Here is a 23,952-nt window from a genome sequence, read left to right as displayed (position 1 = left end):
CTTTGAAAAAGTATTTTTCAGGGCTCCTCAAAGTTTATACTAAAAAGTATAGTTTATTTATGACAACGAAGAGATAGGAATCCAACCCATTCATTATAGAAACCTGAAGGATGCGCAACCAACTCATTTGGAGCGCTTAATAAAAAATAAGGGCATATAAATTTCTTGATTTTTTAGACCAGGAAAGCAATAATCCTTGGCCATGTTAACTCATTAAGGATGGAATTCTTATGGCAATTACCCCAAAAAACGAATCCGCAGCAGCTGCAGCTGCTGTTGTTATACCTGTAGAAACAGGAACAACAGGAACAACAACAACTACTACTACTGCAGCAGCAGCACGATCATCGTCTTCTTTAACTGAAAAGATTATAGCCGTAGCTAAATATATAGTTTATGCACTTGTAGTAGTAACAGGAGCGCTCGGTACAATTCTTGGTCTATGTAGCTTGTTAACTCCTGGCTTAGGCATTGCTATTCTTGTTGTTTTCCTTGTTTCTGTAGCAATTTTGGGCTTAATCCTTAAAGATTCTCTAAGTGGAGGGGAAGCACGGAAACTCAAAGAAGAGGTTGTTAAATTTTCGGATGAAAATAAGCGATTAGAAGTCACAAGAGTGGTCCTTGAAAATGAAGTAAAAACGCTAGCATTAACTAATCAGAATCTTAAAGAGGAAATCGCAAAATTTTCATCCGAGAATGCTAGTTTAAAAGAGAGTATAGAGAAATTACAGCATCAAGTTGAAAGACTTGATTTACAATTAGGGGCAATAGAGAATCTCAGCAAAGCGGTTGAAGAAAATGCTGGAGACTGTAAATCAATGTTGGCTGCAATAAAAGAAATACAAGGTTCTATTGGAATAGACCTTGCTGCGGAGATCAAGCATACTCTTTCATCAATGAGAACATTAATCGGTGAAGAGTGGGTACAACAATCACAAAAACAAATTGCTAGCCTCAAAGAACAAATACAATCTTTACAAAGTGCAATTAAGGAGCTACAGGTACAGAAAGACATCTTAAGCCAAGCTATTCTAAGCCTACAAAAAGAAGTATCTAACTTAAGATTTACTGCTGATGGTCTCAAGGCTAACGAAGCAGCGCTTTCTCAGAGGATTCTTGAATTGAAAAAACAAGAAGTGTCTTTGAAAAAGCAGGTTGAGGCGCTTCAAGCAATGACAACAAAAGCAGAAGCAGCTCAAAGTAGGCTTATCTCTATTATTGAAACAAGTACAGCTGGAACAACTACAACAACAAGTACAGCTGATACAAGTACAACTGGAACAACTGAAGAGAAAAAAGAGGATTAAGAAGGCCTCTTACTTAAAAAAAATAAGGAGTAGGGATGAAACTTTACTCCTTATTTTTTTCTACAGAGGTATCAACTTGTTAAAGCTAATTGCAACAAATTTCCTCGCCTCTTATGCTTTTGATTTTAAGGTGGAATTTTTCCCCTTCATATTAAACCACCCCTATGCATTCAAAATTTTCTTCTCAAAGAAAAAAAAATACTTTTCATAAGCAAGAAACATCTTGGAACCCCATAGCATCAAGTTATAACAAACTGGTTCAAAACAGCGGGCACTACTATCATAGGGAAACTATCCTTCCTCAGCTTCTTCCACTACTAGCTTTAAACTCAAAAACTTCTTTATTAGATATTGGTTGTGGTCAAGGTTTTTTAGAAAGAATGATTCCTAAGAAATGTCGTTATTTAGGTATAGATATCTCCCCTAGATTGATTAATCTAGCAAAGAAAATGCAATCAGAACGTTCCCATGAGTTTAAGATTGCCGATCTTAGTAAACCGTTACAATCAGTAGAACTTCCATTATTTTCTCATGCAGTAGCAATCCTTTCTCTTCAAAATATGGAATTCCCTGGAGAAGTTATCCGTAATACAGGAGCTCTGCTTGAACCGCTTGGGCAATTCTTTATAGTTTTAAACCACCCTTGTTTTCGGATTCCTAGGGCTTCATCATGGCACTACAATGAAAATAAAAAAATTATCTCTCGTAATGTAGAGCGTTATCTCTCACCAATGAAAATCCCAATTATCGCTCACCCAGGACAAAAGGATTCGCCCTCCACACTTTCTTTTCACTTTCCCTTAAGCTATTGGTTCAAAGAACTATCTTCAAATGGCTTTTTGGTTAAAAATCTTGAGGAATGGATATCTTCAAAAACCTCGACAGGAAAGCGAGCAAAAGCAGAAAACCTTTGCCGAAAAGAATTTCCATTATTTCTTATGATTTCATGCATTAAGATCAAATAAAAACAAATTGTAATTATTTAAATATGTTTTTTATTAGAATAAATAAAAAACACTAGATTATTGCATTATGTTTCGAAAACTTTTCCCGTTTTCTAAAAAAAAAACAAGTCAGAAGCGACATCTTCGAAACAATGGGCTTTTGCAAGTCGTTATCCAATCAGTAAAAGTCTTGCTGCATAACGAAGCTTCTAAGGAAGCCTGCGTGTTAAGCTACTATGGATTACTTACTTGTATTCCTATTATAGTATTCTTCCTAAGGCTTTCCCAACACCTATTTACAAACCTCAATTGGAAAGAATGGCTGATTATCAAATTCCCAGATTATAAAAAGCCAATCGTTGCTATTGTGGAAGCTGCTTATCATGCTACAGAAAGCAACATAGGGTTGGTCTTGGTAGGAAGTTTTTTTGTTTTCTGTTGGGCAGGAATTTTAATGCTCCTATCCTTAGAAGACGGGCTAAATAAGATTTTCCGCACAAGCTGGACTCCCATATCCCTAAAGAGGTTAGTCTCTTACTTTGTGATCACCCTAGTTAGCCCTATGATCTTCATTATTGTCTGTGGTGCTTGGATTTATATCACACAGATTATGCCTATCCAATACGCTAAGTTGTTTTCATTAAGTCACTCAATGACCACGCTCTACTTTATTTCACGACTCGTTCCTTATCTTCTACTCTACTTAGCTCTATTTTGCTGTTATGCTTTTCTTCCTCGCGTTGCCATCCAAAAAACAAAAGCTCTTATCTCTACGCTAATCATAGGATCTCTCTGGATAGTCTTTCAAAAGGCTTTCTTTAGCCTCCAAGTTTCCTTATTTAACTATAGCTTTACCTATGGCGCCCTTGTAGCTCTTCCTTCATTCCTTCTTCTCCTATATATCTATGCAATTATCTACCTATTTGGAGGAGCTTTGACATTTATTATCCAAAATCGAGGCTGCACTTTCGTATTTCTAGGGGACAAAATCCTGCCTAGCTGTTACTTACAGCTAATCACATCGACATATATTCTAGCTTTGACAACGCGTCAGTTCAATGAAGGTCGTTCTCCTTTAACCCCACAATTCATTGCCAAACATTCGAAAGTTCCTATCGGAGAGGTCTCTCAATGCTTAGATATTTTAGAAAAAGAAGGGTTTATCTTTCCTTATAACAATGGGTATCAGCCTGTCTTTAACTTCTCTGAATTTACAATCAAAGATGTTGCAGACAAACTTCTTCATCGGGAGATTTTCACTAAATTTAATCCCGATTTGGGGATCACGTTCATAGAAAACAGTTTCCAAAATATGTTTAACCAAGCCTCTAAAAATAAAGATAACCTTACTCTTAGCGAGATTGCTAGTCGAATCAAATGAAACAAAGATCATGGTTTAAAATTTCAGGAATCTGTTTAGGCATTAGCATTGTCTTAGGATTGTTAATATCCCTCCCCAAATTACTTTCAACAGAATCTGGGAAATATCTTATGTTTTCCCTAATTCATAAAGAATCAGGCCTCTTCTGTTCCGCTGAGGAACTCAAGATTTCGTGGTTTGGACCGCAAACCGCTAAAAAAATAAAACTTATGGGAGAAAATGATAACGAAGTCTTTTTTGCAGAAAAACTTCAACTCGACGGATCTTTATTGCGTCTTCTGATCTATAAAAAGCCTAAGGGGATTACTTTATCGGGATGGTCTCTAAAAATTAATGAGTCTGGCTCTATAGACCACCCTTCTGCTAGTAGTCACTTAGATCCAGGATCTTTACTTTCTTACCTAAATACCAGCAAGATCATTTCTGAGCACGGATCTATCACTATGAAAACAGGATCAGGCTCTTTATTATCTGTATCAGGGTTTTACTTAGAGAAATCATCAGAAAAGTTCATAACTAAATGTGTAGTCACTGAAGATCAGCAATCTGGGAACATTTTTATAGAGAGTATATTTTCTCCTATTGTAAGTATCTCCGCACAGTTTTCTTCAGTTCCCGTTGCATTTTTTAAAATTTTTATAACCTCCCCCTTCTGGGACGACCTTTTTTCTTATGAAGATATAATCAATCTGTCTGCAGAAGCAAAACATACTAATGATGGTAAGATCTCTATGATAGCCTTTGGTGAGGGAAATCAAATCCAAATGAAGCTCCAAGGTCACATCCATAAATCTATATTCTATATTATAGAAGGGAGTTCTTCGTTCATAGAACTTAAACCTGAGCTTGCCTCAGCTCTTTGTAACCTAGTGATTCCGTTATCCACACCAATCACCAGTAAACAGATTCATGCTACTGTCTCGTATGCTAAAATTCCCTTAGATATTACTAAATGGAAACATATTGAAATTACCTCTCAAGCACAACTACCTGAAGTCACAATACATCCCAAAGACCCCAACTTAGCACTACAGCTACGTGACACGCAGCTAGGAATTAAAAAGACTGAGAAGTTTTCAGACATTCGCTACTCCGCATCTACAGTTTTAGGGGGAGCTTCTCCTTCTCATCTCAATGGCTTAATACGTGTAGACAATAAAAAGCATCTCACTAAATTTCGTCTACAGCAAGCACAACTACCCCATACCTATCTAAGAGCAATTTTTCCTCAGCCTTTCGTTATAAATATTCCTCTAGATGTTTCTTATTACTCATTAAATATCGATGGGACATACAAAAACTGTCATTTAGAGGCAGATGCTATCCTGGACAACCCCTTATTAAAATTGTCATGCTCCGTCTCTGGAGCATGGAAGAATTTTCTCTTTAAAGGAGAAGGAACGTACCATTTTAATAAAAAGTGGCAAGGGATTCTCTCCCCCCACCTTTCTTATGCTGAAACTGGATTCTCAGGAAGAGCACAAATTACAGAGGCCAACCTTTTTTTCCCTAAATTTTCTGGAAAAATTACTGCAGGAGAAAATGAGCTTTTCATCCATGCAAAATTTGGCTCCCCTCATGAACCTATCAAGCCTGAAACTACTTCCATACTAATTCACGGACAATTTTCTTCTCTTCCCCTCAGCCTAATTTCCCCCCACCTTTCTCCCTTTCAGCTGAAAAAATTGAACTTCTCCTTCCACACCGATGGAGGGAAGTTTCTAACCAAAGGGAACCTTCAAGCTCTTATTAACAATCCAGACTACCCCAACCTGAATGACACACGTATCTTAATCCCAGATATTCTCCTTATTCCTGACGAATCCTCCTCCTCGCCTTGTTTACAAGATCTAAAAATCCAATGTTCTGGAGAGATCTTTTCTTTGTCTTTGGACTCTATTACTAAGATATATGAGAAAAAAGTTCTCCTTTCTCCTTATTTTGGTTCCTGTGGAGATTTGAACTTTAGAATAAACTACAATCCTAAAGATCAGGATAGGTTTACCTTATTTTCCAACTTCAAGTCGGATGCGCTCCTAGGAGAACTGAAGCTGGTCATGGACTCTTCTATGAAGCTTTCTTTAGGAACTGAAGGAATTTTCCAATGGGAAGTTAGCCCCGAACGTTACGCAAGTTTCTTTAAAAACGCATCGTGTTCCCCGACCTGCTTGCTTCATAGAACTGCAAGCATACGCTTGGATATCTCAAAGCTCTCATGCCCAGATGAAAAAAAAGGTCTTTCTTGCCTAACACTTCTTGCCGCAGGAGGACTTGAAGGTTCTCTAGAAGCAACACCACTAATCTTCTATGATCATGTATCTAAGGAGACCTTTATTATTAATGACTTTAAAGGTTCTTTGCGAGCTAACAATTTAGATTCTAAAATAGAATACAATGTTAAAGGCTCTTGCCTAACTCCTAGACAAGACTCTAAAACTCTTGCGGAATTTTCGTTAGAAGGACAGGTCAATCGTCTATTCTCTCCAGAGTCTAGAGAATTTAAACAAACTGCAAATTGGATTCGTATTCCGTCTTCTTTCATTGCTGGAATCATCCCCATGTCACCGGGATTGAAAGCTCAGGTATCCTCTCTTGCAGGTCCTAGAATGAATGTATCAATTAAAAACGAACTTCGAGTTGGTGAAGGACCTGTTGACATTATCGTCGACTCTGAAAATCTTCAAGCTCAAATTCCGCTGATCCTAAACGAAAAGTCCATCTTACTTAGAGATAATCTAAAAGCACATCTCAGCATAAATGAAGATGTAAACAAAGCCTTTCTACAAGAGTTTAACCCGCTCTTGGCAGGGGGAGCCTATTCGCAACATCCAGTAACTTTAGAGATCAACAAGGAGAACTTCTATCTCCCTATACGTCCGTACTCTTTTGAAGAATTTCATGTCCAATCAGCAACCCTAGATATGGGGAAAATCTCGATAGCAAATACAGGAACTATGTATGCTCTTTTTCAGTTCCTTGACATTACTGAGCAGAAAAAATTTGTAGAATCTTGGTTCACTCCAATCTTTTTCTCGGTACAAAAAGGCTCTATCATTTGCAAGCGCTTTGATGCCCTTATCGATCATAGAATACGCCTTGCTCTATGGGGGAAAACAGATATTGCTAATGACCGTCTTTTTATGACCTTAGGTATCGATCCTGAGGTTATCAAGAAGTACTTCCACAATACTTCTTTAAAAACTAAAAATTTCTTTCTGATAAAAATTCGAGGATCCATCTTATCACCTGAAGTAGACTGGTCTTCGGCCTATGCTAGAATTGCCCTACTAAAAAGCTATAGTCTTGGGAATCCTTTTAGTAGTCTTGCCGATAAGCTCTTTTCTTCTCTTGGCGACTCCACACCTCCACCCACAATATATCCCTTCCCATGGGAAAAATCTAATTTTAATTCTATAGAAAATAAATAGAATGCATATAAAAATAGTAGTTCTTTTTAATTAATTACTTTTATAAACATTAAAAAATAATTAATTTATTAGGATTACAACTCATGAGAAAACGTCATTCCTGCGACCAAACTTCTACAAAAAAAGAAGCTATTGCTAAAGCTATCCAAAAAATTATCAGGATTATGGAAACAACAGAACCCTCTTTAGACTTAGAAATCCCTAGATCGGAAACTGAAGAAATTTTACAAGAAATCAAAGAAATTAAACAAAAGTTATCAAAACAAGCAGAAAAACTAGGCCTTTTAGAAACATACTGCTCTCAAGAAACACTCTTTAATCTTGAAAATACTACAGCATCACTCAAGCTTTCGATAGGAAGTTTTATAGAAGAACTTGCTTCTCTTAAACGTCTCGTAGAAGAAAGTATCGAAGAATCCTTAGCGCAACAGGATCAACTGATTCAATCTGTACTTATTGAAATCTCAGACAAGTTTCTCCCCTCCTTAGGAGGAACTCTTTCTGGAAATCTTGATATGAACCAGAACACAATTCAAGGACTCGCACCGCAAGAAAATCCTCAAAAATCAGAAGCGGCTTCTATAGGGTACGTACAGGCTCTACTCGAACCACTCAATAAGAGAATCGGAGAGGCCTATGAGAAAGTCTCCCTTCATGATACCAATATTTCTTCATTGGAATTTCATATGATGTCAGTAGCAGGAGGAAAATTCCGTGGTCATATTGATATGAACGGATATCGCATTTTAGGATTAGGAGATCCTAAAAATAAAGAAGATGCTGTGTCTAAAGATTATTTAGAACGTTATGTAAGTTCGCAGCTCTCTGTAGAAAAAATTGAAGAAAAGCCTCTTCCAAAAACAAGTAAAGGGAAATGTCTCTATTCTCAGGGAATTAATCCTAAACTAGAAAGTCCCTTACCCTTAGGGCTGCTTACTTCTAGAATCTCTGGATTTACTTGGAAAAGTATAGGCAAATCTAGTGATGGAAGCTTCCCCTTCAACGCTCTAAGACATAGGGAAACGGAGTCCGCTACAGAGTGTTTCCAGATGACCTCAACAACACTTTCAGGAAATCAAACAGGAGTCTATACCTGGTCGTTATCTTTAAAAGCTTTGGTTCCTTCTATCTTTCAAATCCAAAATCCAAAGATCCAACTCTCAGTTGTCTATTACTATGAAGACTGGATTCCTATCGATAATATCTTTAATATATCCGAGCCCGTTACAATACCACTGGCTATACTAGGACAAACGATGCTTGCAGGACAAAAATATGATATTTTAGAGCTCACGCCACATCAAACCAACAAGACTCTAATCATTAGCCCTAACTGTTCTCAATTCTCTTTACAATTGAAAAATACAGAGCAGTTTGAAAACTCCCCGGTGGATTTTTATGTTGTCCGCGCTGCTCATTCCTGTCACTGGTCAGAATTCTAAATCCTCACTACAGCTGCTAAAGCAGCTGTAGTCACTGTTCTGCAGAGTGCATATATTTTGATAACGGATGATCGGAATCGAGATCTCCGTCACGCTTGTCATACACCCCTGTAATAGTTCCTTGGTCTATAAGATAGATACGATCCAAACAACTGTGAACGAATTGCATATCATGAGTGGTCACACCTATAGTTAACTCCTGGTCTCGGAGTGTTTCTAAAAGATGTCTGAACGATGCCGTAGCAAAAGGATCTAAAGCTGATGTAGGTTCATCAAAAAGTAGTGTATGTTTATCCATACATAAAGAACGTACAATTGCTACACGTTGTTTTTGTCCCCCAGAGATTTGGTCAGGATAACTCTTAGCAACTTCTTCAATATCTAACAAACGCAAAAGATCGTAAGCCCTCTCTCTAGCCTCTTCGGTGCTACATCCCTTGATATGAATTTGCGGATGTGTACAATTTCCTAATACTGTCATATGAGAAAATAACTCAGGTTGTTGAAAAACCAAGGCTGGAACCTCCCCTTCGATGAAAATATCTCCCTGGATGGGATGGACTAAGCCTACCAAAGCACGTAAGATCGTTGTTTTTCCTGAACCACTTTTCCCAACAAACAGTGTAATGTGTCCTCGATCCAAAGAAAAAGTTACACCATCTAAAATCTTCTTTTTATTTACAGAGTAGGCAAGATTTTGGACTCTAATTGTCATAATTTCTCCTCTTTTCCGATAACCTGGAGACACAGGAAAATGCTGTTGTCATTAAGAAATATAAACCAGCACAAATAAGATACATTTCCATAGGATTTAACTCCCTTGAAACGATATCCTTAGTTACTTTAGTTAACTCAGGAACACCCACAACCATCAAGATACTACTTTCCTTAATCAAAGAGACAAATTCATTTGTTAACGAAGGTAAAATATTTTTAAAAACCTGAGGATAAATAATATAAATAAAAATTTGATACCTCTTATACCCTAAGACCATTGCAGATTCCCACTGTCCTATAGAAAGAGAGTTGATTCCTCCTCGGATATTTTCTGCAAGATATGCTGCAGAGTTCATACTTAAGGCAATGATTCCTGCAACTAAGGGTGTGGGTTCTATCGGGACAACGCCTGGCAAACCAAAATATACAATCAAGATTTGAATAAATAAAGGAGTCCCGCGGATAATAGTCACATAACTATTAGCTAAAAATTTGGTTAACCTGTAAGGAAAGTATAGAGAAGTCGCCGTGCCAATCAAAAGTCCTAAAATAGAACCAAGAAGAATGCCTATCCCGCTAACAAATAGGGTATAGCCGCATCCTCTGAACAATAGTCTTGCTATAGCTAGCCAATGATCCACTCTGACCTCTTATGCATATTTATTTATAATAAATCATATTTATGCAATTAATCCAAGCAAACTTGCAGCAGATTCGCAATCGCACTCATCAAAAATAGAAGTCGTCTCTCCTCAACAGGAGTTACAAAAATGGTATCGTCTCCTGCCAAAGTTCCAAGAATTTCATCCTTAAGTCCTTGATCTAATAGCCCTGCGATCCAGGAAGCAGAACCCGGGACAGTACGAATAACAATAAGATAGGCGTTATGGCGAATAGAAAGCACCAAATCGCGGGTATTTATTTTCTCTTTGGGGGACGACAAAGAATAACGGGCTCCATGCTCCCCAGGAATTTTTACAGCCTGAATCTTGCGCAACCATCGAGATACCGAAGACTGGGTCGTAGCAAAACCTTGAGCTAAAAGTTTTGCACACAACTCTTCTTGAGTTGCGGCCCCTTCAAGAGATAAAATTTCTTTTAAAGCTTTATCTATAGTTACTTTTTTTTTCATAAAAACCCCGTGTAACTTTTACTTGCTCATATTGAGAAGTCCCCCATAGTATAAAAGGCAACGTTTTCTTTTCTTGGTTTATTATGCTTACCCTAGGCTTAGAAAGCTCTTGCGATGAGACTGCTTGCGCTATAGTTAATGGTGATAAGCAGATATTAGCAAATATTATTGCATCTCAAGATATCCACGCATCCTATGGTGGTGTAGTCCCTGAACTTGCTTCAAGAGCCCATCTCGCTACCTTTCCAAAAGTTATAAATAAAGCCTTAGAACAGGCAAATCTCTCGATCAAGGATATGGACCTGATTGCAGTGACACAAACTCCAGGGTTACTAGGTTCTCTATCAGTAGGAGTACATTTTGGTAAAGGCATTGCCATAGGTGCAAAAAAACCTTTGATTGGAGTCAATCACGTCGAAGCCCATCTTTATGCTGCCTATATGGCAGCGCAAAATGTACAATTCCCTGCTCTCGGTCTTGTTGCCTCTGGGGCTCATACTGCAGCCTTTCTTATAGAAAATCCTACATCCTATAAACTTATAGGAAAAACTCGAGATGATGCCATAGGAGAAACTTTTGATAAAGTAGGACGTTTTCTAGGATTGCCGTATCCTGGAGGCCCCCTAGTTGAAAAACTTGCCTTAGAAGGGTTTGAAAATGGGTATCTTTTTAGCCCAGCTAAAGTCCCCAACTACGACTTCTCCTTCAGCGGTCTTAAAACGGCTGTTCTCTACGCAATCAAAGGGAAAAATAGCAGCCCCCGCTCTCCTATTCCAAAGATATCTTTAGAAAAACAAAGAGATATTGCGGCTTCATTTCAAAAAGCTGCCTGTACTACTATTGCAGAAAAACTTCCCGCTATTATAAAAGAATTTTCGTGCCAATCTGTACTTATTGGAGGGGGCGTAGCCATTAATGCATATTTTAGATCGGCAATACAAGCTGCGTGTGATCTACCCTTATACTTCCCTCCTGCTAAGTTATGCTCTGATAATGCCGCTATGATTGCGGGTCTTGGAGGAGAATCCTTTCAAAAAAATTCTAATCTTCTGGAAATTCGTATATGCGCAAGATGTCAATGGGAATCTGTATCGCCCTGTTCTGTACCCTCTCCCTCGGCCTCCAAAGCTGCAAAGAGTTCAGGCGCCCCCCCATATCTCGAGGGGAACTCGCTATTAATATAAGAGATGAACCCCGTTCTTTAGATCCAAGACAAGTACGACTCCTTTCGGAAATCAGCCTTGTTAAGCATATATACGAAGGATTGGTTCAAGAAAATATCCTTTCAGGAAACATAGAGCCCGCTCTTGCAGAAAGCTACTCTCTTTCTGAAGATGGACTAACCTATATTTTTAAACTGAAACCAGCTTTTTGGAGCAATGGCGATCCCCTCAAAGCCGAAGACTTTATAGAATCTTGGAAACAAGTAGCTACCCAAGAAGTCTCAGGAATCTATGCTTTTGCCTTCAATCCGATTAAAAATTTAAGGAAGATTCAAGAAAAACAACTCTCGATCGACCATCTTGGAGTCAGTGCTCCTAACGAATCTACGCTTATCATTACCCTAGAATCTCCAACTTCACATTTCTTAAAACTTTTAGCTCTTCCTGTCTTTTTCCCCGTTCACAAATCTCAAAGAAGCCTTTCTTCCAAATCTCTACCCGTAGCAAGCGGGGCCTTCTATCCAAAAAAAATCAAGCAAAAGCAATGGATAAGACTTTCAAAAAACCCTTACTACTATAATCAGAGCAAGGTTGAAACGGAAACGATTACCATTCACTTCATTCCTGATGCTAACACAGCAGCAAAACTATTTAATCAGGGAAAGCTCAATTGGCAAGGACCTCCTTGGGGAGAACGTATTCCCCAAGAAACCCTATCTAACTTAGAGTCTAAGGGACATCTACACTCTTTTGATGTCGCAGGAACTTCATGGCTTACCTTCAATATCCATAAATTCCCTCTAAACAATATGAAACTTAGGGAAGCCTTGGCATGTGCTCTGGATAAAGAAGCTCTGGTTTCTACTTTATTCTTAGGCCGCGCAAAAACTGCAAATCATCTCCTACCCACAAACATTCATAGCTATCCTGAATCCCAGCAACAAAAGATACTAAATTGCAAAGCTTATGCTAAAAAGCTCTTCAAAGAAGCTCTCGAAGAACTCCAAATTACCGCTAAAGACCTAGAGCATCTGAATCTTATTTTTCCGGTTTCTTCATCTGCAAGTTCTTTGCTAGTCCAACTTGTGCGAGAACAATGGAAAGAAACTCTAGGATTCTCTATTCCTATTATTGGAAAGGAATTTGCATTTCTTCAAGCGGACCTAGCCTCAGGGAACTTCTCACTAGCCACAGGAGGGTGGTTCGCAGATTTTGCAGACCCTATGGCATTTCTAACTATTTTTGCTTATCCATCAGGAGTTCCTCCCTATGCGATTAACCAAAAAGACTTTCTTGAAATTCTGCAAAATATAGAGCATGAGCAAGATCCCCAAAAACGTTCGAAATTAGTATCAGAGGCCTCTCTCTATCTAGAAACCTTTCATATTATTGAACCCATTTATCACGATGCATTTCAATTTGCTATGAATAAAAAACTTTCTAATCTAGGGGTTTCACCAACAGGAGTAGTGGATTTCCGTTATGCTAAGGAAAATTAATACCTCCTTAAATTTCGCAAGCTTGTCAAGAACTGAATCTTATACTAAACTTGGTGCCCTTGTTAGCACCCTTTTTCCGCCCATCCCCTAAGGAATGATTTCTTTAAATCCTGAAACCGCATTCCTGAAATTGCAATCGCAGTCTAAAGAAAGGTCTTCTATTATGTTCCGCTTTCTGATCTTATATATAACCGCTCTTTCGCTAGTTTCCTTAGGATGCTCTTCATCTCAACGCTCTAAAGGAACTTTTGTGGTAAATATGAAGGAAATGCCACGTTCCTTTGATCCTAGAAAAACTCGTCTCATTGCAGATCAAACCCTAATCCGTCATATATATGAGGGACTGGTCGAAGAACACTCTGAAAGTGGGGAGATAAAAACTGCTCTTGCAGAAAGTTATACTATTTCTGAAAACCGCACTTTATACACATTTAAAATCAAAAATATATTTTGGAGTAACGGCGACACTCTAACAGCTCAAGATTTCGTCTCCTCTTGGAAAGAAATTCTCAAGGAAGATATCTCCTCTATATATACCTACGCTTTTCTACCTATCAAAAATGCTAGAGCAATTTTCAATCATAACGAGTTGCCAGAAAACCTAGGAGTCCGAGCTTTAGACGATCGTCATCTTGAAATTCAGTTGGAAGCTCCTTGTGCTCATTTTCTATATCTTTTGACCCTCCCGATTTTCTTTCCTGTTCATGAAACTTTTCGAAATCGTAGTACCTCTTTTCAAGAGATGGCTATTACCTGTGGTGTTTTCCGTCCTGTATCTCTAGAACACGGTCGTCGACTCTATCTAGAGAAGAACTCAATGTACCATAATAAAAGCTGTGTTAGGCTAAACAAAATTATTATACAATTTATCTCAGACCCTAATACTGCAGCGATTCTATTTAAACACAAGAAATTAGATTGGCAAGGCCCTCCTTGGGGAGAACCCATTCCTCCAGAAATCTCAGCTTCTCTACATCAAGATGACCAGCTTTTTGCTCTTCCAGGCACCTCTACTACATGGCTAATCTTTAATATACAAAAAAGTCCCTGGAACAATTCTAAATTACGCAAGGCGCTCAGCCTTGCCATAGATAAAGATATCCTAACCAAAGTTGTCTACCAAGGCCTTGCTGAACCCACCGATCATATACTCAATAAAAGACTGTATCCAGGCACGTATCCTCAACGGGCAACCCAAAGCAAAAGAAGTATTGAAGCTAAAGAACTTTTTGAAGAAGCTCTGAGCGAACTCCAAATCACACGTGAAGATTTAGAAAAAGAAACCTTAGCTTTTTCAACCTTTTCTTTTTCTTATGGAAGGATTTGCCAAATCCTAAGAGAACAATGGAAAAAGGTCTTAGGATTTACTATTCCTATAGTAGGCCAAGAGTTCTTCATGATACATAAGAACCTCCTAGAAGGGAACTATTCCTTGACAGTAAATCAATGGACGGGATCATTTATTGATCCGATGTCTTATCTTATGATCTTTGCCTATCCGGGAGGAATCTCCCCTTATGTTCTCGAAGACCTGTATTTTCAAACTCTCCTTACAAAAATCACACAAGAACATAAAAAAAAACCCCGAGATCAGTTTGTCATCGAAGCCCTTGACTACTTAGAAAACCTGCATTTTCTTGAACCACTGTGTCATCCGAATCTTCGAATTGCTTTGAATAAAAATATTAAAAACTTTAACTTTCTTGCTCGAAGGACATCGGACTTTCGTTTTATAGAAGAACTATAGGAGAAAAAGTTTAGAGTTAAAGTTCGATAGTAAATTTAATAAAGTAATATGTTTTTATAATGTTTTTACGATGGATTGCCCTAGCTTTATTTTTCACAAGCCTTACTGGATGTTCCTACTACTCTTCAAGACAAAAACAATCTTTAGTTATCGCTATTCACGACGATCCTATAGCTTTTTCTCCTGAACAAGCAAAGCGAGCTATGGACCTTTCCATTGCACAGCTTCTTTTTGATGGTCTGACTAGGGAAACTCGTAATGGATTGAATGATCTGGAACTGGCCATTGCGAGTCAGTATACAGTCTCTGAAGATTTTTGCTCTTATACCTTCTTTATTAAAGATAGTGCCTTATGGAGTGACGGAACACCCATCACCTCTGAAGATATCCGCAATGCGTGGGAATATGCCCAAAAACATTCTCCCCATATGGAAGTTTTCCAAGGACTAAACTTCTATACCCCCTCACCCAATGCTATTACTGTTACCCTAGAATCACCGCATCCTGATTTTCCTAAGCTTCTTGCCTTTCCTGCATTTGCTATCTTCAAACCAAAAAATCCTAAAATCTTTAGTGGTCCCTATACTCTTGTAGAATACTTTCCAGGGCACAACATTTATTTAAAGAAAAATCCCAACTATTATGATTACCACTGTGTTTCGATAAACTCAATAACACTCCTCATTATTCCTGATATATATACAGCCATTCATCTCTTAAATAGAGGAAAAGTCGATTGGGTAGGGCAACCTTGGCATCAAGGTATTCCTTGGGAAATCCAGGGACAAACTCAGTATCACTACTACATGTATCCTGTAGAAGGTGCCTTTTGGCTCTGTCTAAATCCAAAATCCGAGCACCTAAATAGTCTTCAGAATAGACACCGACTCGCAACTTCTATTGATAAGCAATCTATCATTCGAGAAGCCCTTCAAGGAGTTCAACAACCTGCAGAAACACTTTCTCGAGGAGCTCCACAACCTAATCAATACAAAAAACAAAAGCCCCTGACTCCCCAAGAAAAACTAGTTTTAACCTACCCATCGGATATTTTAAGATGTCAACGGATTGCAGAAATTTTGAAAGAACAATGGAAAGCTGCTGGGATAGATTTAATCCTGGAAGGACTCGAATATCATCTCTTTGTTAACAAACGAAAAATCCAAGATTACTCGATAGCAACGCAAACTGGAGTTGCTTACTACCCAGGAGCTAGTCTAATTTCTGAAGAAGCTAAACTCCTGCAAAACTTTGAGATTATCCCGCTTTACTATATGAGTTATGATTACCTCACTCAAGATCCTATAGAGGGGGTAATCCATAATGCCTCTGGAGCTGTAGATCTCAAATACACCTATTTTCCCTAGTCAGAAGAAGAATTTCATTATCGCAATCGAATATTTTTTTATTGAAGAGACGTTTCTTCCCAACTATACTGGTTCTATCTTTATAAAAAGTTTCTTCTGTCTAAATTCGTATGGAGAAAAAGTAAATGATAGAAATATGTTAGGATAACCCCTCCCAAAGTTTTCTATCGTCAAAAATAAAAGAAGCTAGTTTTTCACTTACTAAATACCCCAGCCCATGGACCGCAATTTTTAACTTTTTCAATGCGGTTAATCCTCATAAACGTAACACTAAGTGTCAAAGTCTCAAATCGAGTAACACATGAAGATACACAGACTTAAACATCTCTTAAAAAGTCTTGTCCTTACTCTTTTCTTCTTATGTCCCACTCTTTTAAGTTGCTCAAAACAAGAAATCTCAGAAAAAAATCTTATCATTGCCATGAGCCATGATCTCGCCGATCTAGATCCTCGCAATGCCTATTTAAGCAGAGACATTTCCTTGGCAAAAGCACTTTATGAAGGGCTTACAAGAGAAACTCATGAAGGAATCAAACTGGCTCTTGCAGAAAGTTATACCTTATCTGAAGATCAGAGAGTCTATTCTTTCAAACTTAGACCTTCTTTATGGAGTGACGGAACCCCTCTCACTGCGTATGATTTTGAAGAATCTTTGAAACAACTCCATTCCGAAGAAGTTTCAACTTCGGTACACACCTTACTAAGTGTGATTAAAAACTCTTTAGCAATCAACAGCGGTCAAAAATCTAGGGAAACTCTTGGTATAAATGCAAAAGATGATCTTACTTTAGAAATCACTCTAGAACAACCTTTCCCGTATTTTCTTGCACTTATGGCTTGCCCAGTATTTTCTCCTGTTCATAAGTCTTTTAGAGACTACTATAAGACGAGAACACCCCCATCCACATATATTTCAAACGGACCTTTTATCTTAAAAAAACGTGAACACCAAAACTACGTAATTTTAGAAAAAAATCCTTACTACTATGACCATGGATCGGTACACTTAAACTTAGTGACTCTAAAAATTATCCCAGACCAGTCCACAGCAAGCAAGCTTTTTAAAAATAAGTCTATAGACTGGATTGGCTCACCCTGGAGCTCTCCCCTACCTAATGAAGATCAAAAAATCTTGGCTAAAGAAAAGATTCATACCTACCCAGTATTAAGTACAACCCTTCTTATCTATAACCTGCAAAAACCTCTAATACAAAATAAAGCGCTACGCAAAGCGATTGCCTATGCCGTTGATAAAAAAGCGATCTCAAGACTCGTGCCTTCAACAGAAGAAGCCCTAACTCTAGTTCCCCCAGATCTCTCAGAAATCCACATTGAAGAAGAGATAACAACAGAAGAACGTCTTAAAAAAGCCAAAGCTTATTTTCAAGAAGCTAAACAAACACTCTCAGAAAAAGAACTTGTTGAGCTCAGCATCCTCTATCCTGTGGACTCATATAATTCTTCCATTATAGTTCAAGAAATTCAAAGACAGCTTAAAGATGTCTTGGGATTGAAAATCAAGATCTACGGAACAGAATACCACTGTTTTCTAAAGAAACGACGTCAAGGAGATTTCTTCATAGCAACAGGAGGATGGATTGCGGAATACTTAAGCCCCATGTCCTTTTTATCTATCCTAGGCAACCCTAAAGACCTCACAAAATGGAAAAACTGTGATTATGAAGAGACTCTAGCCAAAATCCGTCTCACTCAAGCCTACAAAGACAATTTAAAACGTGCAGAAATGATGATAGAAGAAGAAACCCCTATTATTCCTCTGTATCATGGTAAGCATATTTATGCTATAAACCCTAAGATTCAAAATACATTTGGCTCTCTTCTAGGCCATATGGATCTCAAAAATGTCGAAATCTTAAGTTAGATTAGTAGTTGAAAAACTAAAAATTTTCAAAGATAATCCTGAAAGGAAAAAACTAAAGATTTTTTTATTTTAAACTACAATTAAAATTGAAAGTCCCCTAAGAATAAGACTACCTCCAATTACTGAATCCATGTTAAACCCAATTGTTTAAAAAATAACTGGTTTATCGAAAAATACAGAAAATATAAGTCTTCCCACCCAATGCATTTTTTGTATTGAAGATGACTAAAAACGAAAGTATAATGACTTAAACATTTTAGGGCTGACGTCTACTTCAAGGTAGAAATTCTTAATGGGGTTGTCTCTCGTGTTCTCGTACATAAAAAATCGTATTCTTTTTAACTTGCTTTCTCTCTGGATTGTTGTAACGCTCACGTTCCTCGTTATGAAAACAATCCCTGGAGATCCTTTCAATGACGAAGGCTGTAATGTTCTTTCTGAAGAAGTCTTACAAACCCTAAAAGCTCGCTACGGTTTAGATAAACCCCTCTATAAACAATACACAAAATATCTTCATTCAATTGCTAAATTAGATTTTGGAAACTCCTTAGTTTATAAAGATCGCAAAGTTATAAATATTATTTCCACAGCCTTCCCCATATCTGCAATTCTAGGATTGCAAAGTCTTCTTCTCTCAATAGGAGGAGGTACTGCTCTTGGCACCATAGCCGCATTAAAAAAAAAGAAACAAAGACGCTATATCCTAGGAGCTTCTATACTACAAATTTCGATCCCAGCGTTTATATTTGCGACACTCTTGCAGCATGTCTTCGCTGTAAAAATTCCTCTTCTTCCCATTGCTTGTTGGGGAAGCTTTGCCCATACTATACTCCCGACTATCGCACTTGCTGTAACCCCCATGGCCTTCATCATACAACTTACCTACTCTTCAGTTGCTTCGGCCTTAAACGAAGACTATGTCTTATTAGCCTATGCAAAAGGACTCTCCCCACTTAAGGTCATTATAAAACATATTTTACCCTATGCTATATTCCCAACTATTTCTTATTCCGCATTCTTAATTACTACAGTCATTACAGGAACCTTTGCTATCGAAAATATCTTCTGTATTCCTGGACTAGGCAAATGGTTTATCTGTAGTATCAAACAGCGAGACTACCCAGTAGCCCTTGGCTTATCCGTATTTTATGGAACTTTATTTATGCTCTCTTCCTTACTTTCTGACCTGATTCAATCCATCATAGACCCTCAAATCCGCTATGCCCATGGAAAAGGAAAAAAAAGAAAATAAAAACAATCAGAAGAGAAAAAACATAAACTTATGGAAAACCTATCCTTAGTTCCACCACGTAACATTTGGAAATCTATAATCCAAAATAAAATGCTTGTTACGGGTTTCACTATTCTCAGTACTCTAATTCTTGGAGCAATCCTTTTGCCGTCGTTCTATCAAGATTATGAACAAACTTCATTAAACGACATTCTTGTTTCTCCGTGCTCCCGCTTTCCTTTTGGCACAGACACTTTAGGAAGATGTATGTTCGCTCGTACTCTGAGAGGCTTACGGCTCTCGTTGCTCGTAGCAATAGTTGCTACCCTTATTGACGTTTGTGTGGGACTTTTGTGGGCCACAGTTGCTATATCTGGAGGAAAAAAAATAGACTTCTTAATGATGCGAACAACAGAGATTCTCTTTTCTCTACCTAGAATCCCGATCATTATTCTTTTCCTAATCATATTTCATCACGGACTCCTTCCTCTAATTCTTGCGATGACAATTACAGGATGGATTCCTATATCCCGAATTATCTATGGACAGTTTCTACTCTTGAAAAATAAACCCTTTGTCCTTTCTGCAAAAGCTATGCACGCATCTACGTTTCACATTCTAAAGAAACATCTTCTTCCCAATACCCTAGCTCCAATCATATCTACATTGATTTTTACCATTCCTGGAGCTATCTATACTGAAGCCTTTATTAGCTTCCTTGGCCTAGGGATACAACCTCCTCAAGCAAGCCTCGGAACCCTAGTTAAAGAGGGAATCAATGCCATAGACTATTACTCATGGCTCTTTTTTTTCCCTTCTTTAATTATGATTGCCCTCTCTATAAGCTTTAATTTGATCGGGGAAGGAGCTAAAGCATTATGTGTTGAAGAGGGATCTCATGGATAATTTCTTACTAAATATCAAGGATCTTATAGTAGCTTCTACGAATCCCAATAAAACTCTTATTGAAAATCTATCGCTGCAGCTTAGAGAGAATCGTAGTCTTGCTCTAGTCGGAGAGAGTGGCTCAGGAAAAACTACGATTACCAAAGCTATCCTAGGTTTTCTTCCAGAAAATTGTTTGGTCAAAAACGGCAGCATTTTATTTGAAGACATAGATATTACTAAACTCTCACCTAAAGAACTCCATAGGATCCGTGGTCAGAAGATTGCCACGATACTACAAAACGCTATGGGTTCTCTAACCCCCTCAATGCGTATAGGAACGCAGATCATAGAAACCTTAAGGCAGCACCATAAAATAAATAAGGGCGAAGCCTATGATAAAACTATGGAACTCCTTACAGATGTTTGCATCCCTAATCCAAAGCATAGCTTCTCACAATACCCTTTTGAATTGAGCGGCGGGATGCGCCAACGCGTAGTTATCGCCATAGCGCTAGCAAGCCAACCCAAGCTCATTCTTGCTGACGAACCTACAACAGCTCTAGATTCTATGTCACAAGCTCAGATTCTTAGAATTCTTTATAATATTCAAAAGCAACGACAAGCTACAATTCTTCTTGTTACCCATAACCTATCTCTAGTCAAAGAACTCTGTGATGATATTTGTATTATCAAAGATGGCAAACTTATAGAAACAGGAACCGTAGAAGAGATTTTCCTATCTCCTAAACACCCCTACACTCGAGAGCTTCTCAATGCTGTTTCTAAAATTCCTATTAAAAAAAACACCTCTCCCATCCTTAAAAACAAGTTCCGATCTCTAATGAGTATACAAGGTGGTTTATGACAACCCTAATGAGTATTGAGGATCTTTCCCTAGTGATCAGAGGAAAGAAAATTCTTAATCAAATTAACCTCAAACTAACCAAAGGAAGCTGCTTAACGATTGTAGGACCTAGTGGCTCAGGAAAATCTTCCTTAGCGCTTACTATTCTGGATCTTCTAAAACCAACTACGGGGACAATCACTTTCCATATGAATCCTAACATTCCTAGAGTACGTAAAGCCCAAGTGATCTGGCAAGATATTGATTCTAGTTTAAATCCCTGCATGTCTATAAAAGCAATTATTGCCGAGCCTTTAAATATCATCGGAACTTATTCTAAAGCTGAACAAAATAAAAAAATTTATAATGTTCTTGACCTTGTTAACCTTCCTAAATCCGTTCTTGACCTTAAGCCCTATAAACTCAGCGGGGGACAAAAACAACGCATAGCGATTGCGAAAGCTCTTGTATCAAAACCCGAGCTCCTCATCTGCGATGAGCCCCTTTCTTCACTAGATACTCTCAATCAATCCTTAATCTTAGATCTTTTTCAAACAATAAAAAAAGAATACCAAAATACCCTCCTTTTCATCACCCATGATATGTCAGCAGCTTACTATATTGCTGACACTATTGCTGTGATGGACAAAGGAAATCTTGTTGAACATGCTTACAGAGAAAAAATTTTTTCTAATCCAGAACATATAATCACACAAGAACTTCTTGATGCTATCCCCGTATTTTCTCTGCTCTCCACAGGAATGGAACCCTCGGAAGAATATGAACTACAGGCTGCCTCAAAGTAAGTAGTTCTAAAAACAAATAATCTTTACAGTCTTTTTATTTACTTATAAGTAAAAATTACTTTATAATCTTTTTTTCAAAGAAATCTTGCAAAAAGATATAATTTCACAGGAAATTATCTTAAATCCTTTAGTTTTATGGATACATATATTTTTTCTTCTGGCTTTCAGAAAAACTGGACTGCGTCTTTATTAGAAAAATTAGATCGATATTTTTTCTTTGGAGGTAATTACAGCCACATAATAGCTACAACCTCAAATGGTTTTAAACTAGCCGCTCAAAAGGAAAAAGATATTTCTCTTATCGAGAAGATTGTAAAGATCCTATCCTTTATTCTCCTACCCCTGGTCTTAATTGCTTTTGCAATACGCTATCTTCTACATAAAACATTGTTCTTTGGAAAATGTTTTTACATACCGACACCAGTTTCTAAAGAAGAAGAACTCATCCTTGCAGCAAATCCAGAAGCAATCAAAAAAGCAGCCATCAAAGCAACCGCTTTCTTCCATATGCCACCAAAATATCAACAGATAAAAATCGAATGTCGTGAAAGTAAGCCACCAAAAATTACTTTTGCCATTAATCTTGATTTATTAGAAAAAGACATCTCAGTAAAAGAGTTTGAGCTGCCAACTAGACGTATTACAACTCCTCTCCTACTGTTCTCAAGCCCCGAAGAAGAGGCATTTTTTAAACGTATGCAAGAGCAAGAAAAAGATATACTGGTAAGCGAGGAAGGCAAAAGACAACTGCTTCGTTTTATGTTAGATTACATCTTCATTCATGGATTAACAGATTTTCCAAATGTATCCTTGGGAAGAGGCACCTACTTCAAAGACAAAGGCCACGCAACAAGCACGGATCCTAACTTTGTCTGGGCTCATGTCTTTTTCCCCAGGGAAGAGGGTACGTTATCCAAAAAATCAAAATTAGAAGCAATCAAAAGAAATTTCGGCATGTTTATCCTCGTAGAACTAGAAAAGCTTGGCGTGTCTTTTTTGGAAAAGATTTCTTATGAGGGAGTTCCTATACTCTTGTGGGAAGGCTTTCCTGGGACAATATTGTCGCAGCAAGGATATATCCGCGATAGAAAAAACTTCTCTTAGATAGTTAACTCTAAGTAAGCTCTTGTTGCTACCCCGAATTTAGATTAAAGGAATGTAATACTAGAACAATACTTTTAACTGTCTATAGATCATTCGATTTCAACCCATGTTGTTTTGAATACAAGCACTCGTAATCCATATAATTATTATTACTTTAATCAGCGCAATATTTTAAATAAACGTTACTTCTTTCTATAACGTAAAATAACTTAATGTTAGAAGAACATGAGCTTATTCAGAGCATAGGGAAAGCTATAATCTAAGAAATAAAATAATTAATACAAGAATAGGTCTTTTTATGCTTGCCTATACCTTTGATAATAAAGTTAAAAAATAAGAGAGGGTTCCAGTTTTTTTAACATTATCTGGAAACCCTCTCTTATAGAAAGTTTGGACTCCTACTTTTTCTTAAACTCTCCGACCTATAGAGTTTGATATGAATTGAGTTCTTTAGTCTAACTCTATATCACCTGACCCTACACTACTTTCAGATTCACCGTTAACGAGAAAGTCGCTTAATGCTAATCCTAAATTGCTAAAGAGTTGTTGTACTGCCTCTTTTCCTTTTGGTCCGCCCTGTTTTATTGCACCCGCACTATTAACAATAAAGTCACTTAATAATCCCCCCGCTTTGCCAACCACTTCATTTACTTGTTCGCGTGCTGCTGGTCGGTCTTCCAAATTGCCCATCACTGGCTTCATATTTTCATAGACCAAGTCGCTTAATATGGGTAATATCTCTTCTTTGCTTTTCTCTTTACTTTCTTGAGTTTGAGGCTCGTCTAGTATTGATTTTACACTGCTAACGAATGGATGTATTTCTTTAAAAGAATATTTAAAGTAAAGAATCAATCGGATTACACATTTGAAGATCAGGACAAATATTAAAGGAATAATTAATAGGAATGATAGAATTTTCAGGATAAGAATTCTACTACTGCATGTACTCTGGGATTTCTTGGGTGATTTATGGAAGATCGTTCTTCCTGTTCGTGCAATTAGGACTACTACGCACTGACTCCCTATATGAAAAAAGGAGTCTACTCGAGCAGCTAGGAGTTCTAGCTTAC

At 37.7% G+C, this 23,952-nt stretch carries 17 protein-coding genes and 2 pseudogenes; 15 read left to right on the top strand and 4 right to left on the bottom strand.

Going from position 1 to position 23,952, the window contains the following annotated elements:
- The first annotated feature begins 230 nt into the window (after positions 1 to 230).
- The 5 genes from CMV32_RS00135 to CMV32_RS00115 all read left to right on the top strand — a co-directional run bounded on the left by CMV32_RS00135 (position 231) and on the right by CMV32_RS00115 (position 8,502).
- Positions 231 to 1,307, top strand: coding sequence for an IncA family protein (locus CMV32_RS00135; RefSeq protein ID WP_100933941.1), 1,077 nt, complete (start codon positions 231 to 233; stop codon positions 1,305 to 1,307).
- A gap of 164 nt (positions 1,308 to 1,471) precedes the next feature.
- Positions 1,472 to 2,272 (top strand): class I SAM-dependent methyltransferase, encoded by an 801-nt coding sequence (locus CMV32_RS00130; protein ID WP_100933940.1) that lies wholly within the window; start codon positions 1,472 to 1,474, stop codon positions 2,270 to 2,272.
- Between the two features lie 67 nt (positions 2,273 to 2,339).
- Positions 2,340 to 3,632, top strand: coding sequence for a YihY/virulence factor BrkB family protein (locus tag CMV32_RS00125; protein ID WP_100933939.1), 1,293 nt, complete (start codon positions 2,340 to 2,342; stop codon positions 3,630 to 3,632).
- Positions 3,629 to 7,060: a hypothetical protein gene (locus tag CMV32_RS00120; RefSeq protein ID WP_100933938.1), complete on the top strand. Its 3,432-nt coding sequence runs from the start codon at positions 3,629 to 3,631 to the stop codon at positions 7,058 to 7,060. The genes CMV32_RS00125 and CMV32_RS00120 overlap by 4 nt, the downstream gene beginning before the upstream one ends.
- Before the next feature lie 83 nt (positions 7,061 to 7,143).
- Complete coding sequence (locus tag CMV32_RS00115) at positions 7,144 to 8,502, top strand: hypothetical protein (RefSeq protein ID WP_100933937.1); 1,359 nt, start codon at positions 7,144 to 7,146, stop codon at positions 8,500 to 8,502.
- 31 nt (positions 8,503 to 8,533) lie between these two features.
- Here CMV32_RS00115 and CMV32_RS00110 read toward each other — a convergent pair whose 3' ends face one another.
- Genes CMV32_RS00110 through argR form a run of 3 tightly spaced genes read right to left on the bottom strand, consistent with a single transcriptional unit; the run spans position 8,534 to position 10,351 of the window.
- Positions 8,534 to 9,217, bottom strand: coding sequence for an ATP-binding cassette domain-containing protein (locus CMV32_RS00110; RefSeq protein WP_100933936.1), 684 nt, complete (start codon positions 9,215 to 9,217; stop codon positions 8,534 to 8,536).
- Positions 9,207 to 9,860, bottom strand: a complete 654-nt coding sequence (locus tag CMV32_RS00105) for an amino acid ABC transporter permease (protein ID WP_100933935.1) — start codon at positions 9,858 to 9,860, stop codon at positions 9,207 to 9,209. Before CMV32_RS00105 ends, CMV32_RS00110 begins: the two co-directional genes overlap by 11 nt.
- A 47-nt stretch (positions 9,861 to 9,907) precedes the next feature.
- On the bottom strand, positions 9,908 to 10,351 hold the full coding sequence (gene argR / locus CMV32_RS00100; protein ID WP_100933934.1) for an arginine repressor: 444 nt from the start codon (positions 10,349 to 10,351) through the stop codon (positions 9,908 to 9,910).
- Positions 10,352 to 10,434: 83 nt separating this feature from the next.
- Between argR and tsaD the strand changes: the two are divergent.
- The 10 genes and pseudogenes from tsaD to CMV32_RS00050 all read left to right on the top strand — a co-directional run.
- Positions 10,435 to 11,466, top strand: a pseudogene (gene tsaD / locus CMV32_RS00095) (tRNA (adenosine(37)-N6)-threonylcarbamoyltransferase complex transferase subunit TsaD); the annotation flags it as partial.
- The gene (locus CMV32_RS00090) at positions 11,415 to 13,013 is read left to right on the top strand and encodes a peptide ABC transporter substrate-binding protein (RefSeq protein ID WP_239923113.1); all 1,599 of its coding nucleotides are present in this window, start codon (positions 11,415 to 11,417) and stop codon (positions 13,011 to 13,013) included. The pseudogene tsaD and the gene CMV32_RS00090, both read left to right, overlap by 52 nt.
- Before the next feature lie 163 nt (positions 13,014 to 13,176).
- Positions 13,177 to 14,760: a peptide ABC transporter substrate-binding protein gene (locus tag CMV32_RS00085; RefSeq protein WP_100933932.1), complete on the top strand. Its 1,584-nt coding sequence runs from the start codon at positions 13,177 to 13,179 to the stop codon at positions 14,758 to 14,760.
- Between the two features lie 59 nt (positions 14,761 to 14,819).
- On the top strand, positions 14,820 to 16,127 hold the full coding sequence (locus tag CMV32_RS00080) for an ABC transporter substrate-binding protein (RefSeq protein ID WP_100933931.1): 1,308 nt from the start codon (positions 14,820 to 14,822) through the stop codon (positions 16,125 to 16,127).
- Positions 16,128 to 16,428: 301 nt separating this feature from the next.
- Positions 16,429 to 18,009, top strand: a complete 1,581-nt coding sequence (locus CMV32_RS00075) for a peptide ABC transporter substrate-binding protein (RefSeq protein ID WP_192940624.1) — start codon at positions 16,429 to 16,431, stop codon at positions 18,007 to 18,009.
- Positions 18,010 to 18,316: 307 nt separating this feature from the next.
- Positions 18,317 to 19,261 (top strand): ABC transporter permease, encoded by a 945-nt coding sequence (locus tag CMV32_RS00070; protein ID WP_100934322.1) that lies wholly within the window; start codon positions 18,317 to 18,319, stop codon positions 19,259 to 19,261.
- A gap of 30 nt (positions 19,262 to 19,291) precedes the next feature.
- Positions 19,292 to 20,146, top strand: coding sequence for an ABC transporter permease (locus CMV32_RS00065; protein ID WP_100933930.1), 855 nt, complete (start codon positions 19,292 to 19,294; stop codon positions 20,144 to 20,146).
- Positions 20,139 to 20,993 carry an ABC transporter ATP-binding protein gene (locus CMV32_RS00060; protein ID WP_100933929.1) on the top strand — a complete coding sequence of 285 codons (855 nt, stop codon included), beginning with the start codon at positions 20,139 to 20,141 and terminating at the stop codon, positions 20,991 to 20,993. The genes CMV32_RS00065 and CMV32_RS00060 overlap by 8 nt, the downstream gene beginning before the upstream one ends.
- Positions 20,990 to 21,778 (top strand): ABC transporter ATP-binding protein, encoded by a 789-nt coding sequence (locus CMV32_RS00055; protein WP_100933928.1) that lies wholly within the window; start codon positions 20,990 to 20,992, stop codon positions 21,776 to 21,778. Before CMV32_RS00060 ends, CMV32_RS00055 begins: the two co-directional genes overlap by 4 nt.
- Positions 21,779 to 21,913: 135 nt before the next feature.
- On the top strand, positions 21,914 to 22,882 hold the full coding sequence (locus CMV32_RS00050) for a DUF648 domain-containing protein (protein WP_100933927.1): 969 nt from the start codon (positions 21,914 to 21,916) through the stop codon (positions 22,880 to 22,882).
- Between the two features lie 450 nt (positions 22,883 to 23,332).
- Here CMV32_RS00050 and CMV32_RS05510 read toward each other — a convergent pair.
- Positions 23,333 to 23,952: pseudogene (locus CMV32_RS05510) on the bottom strand (hypothetical protein); the annotation flags it as partial.

The organism is Candidatus Chlamydia corallus (assembly GCF_002817655.1).
In the GTDB taxonomy this organism is placed as follows: Bacteria; Chlamydiota; Chlamydiia; order Chlamydiales; family Chlamydiaceae; genus Chlamydia; species Chlamydia corallus.
This window is presented reverse-complemented; position numbering and strand designations above follow the sequence as displayed.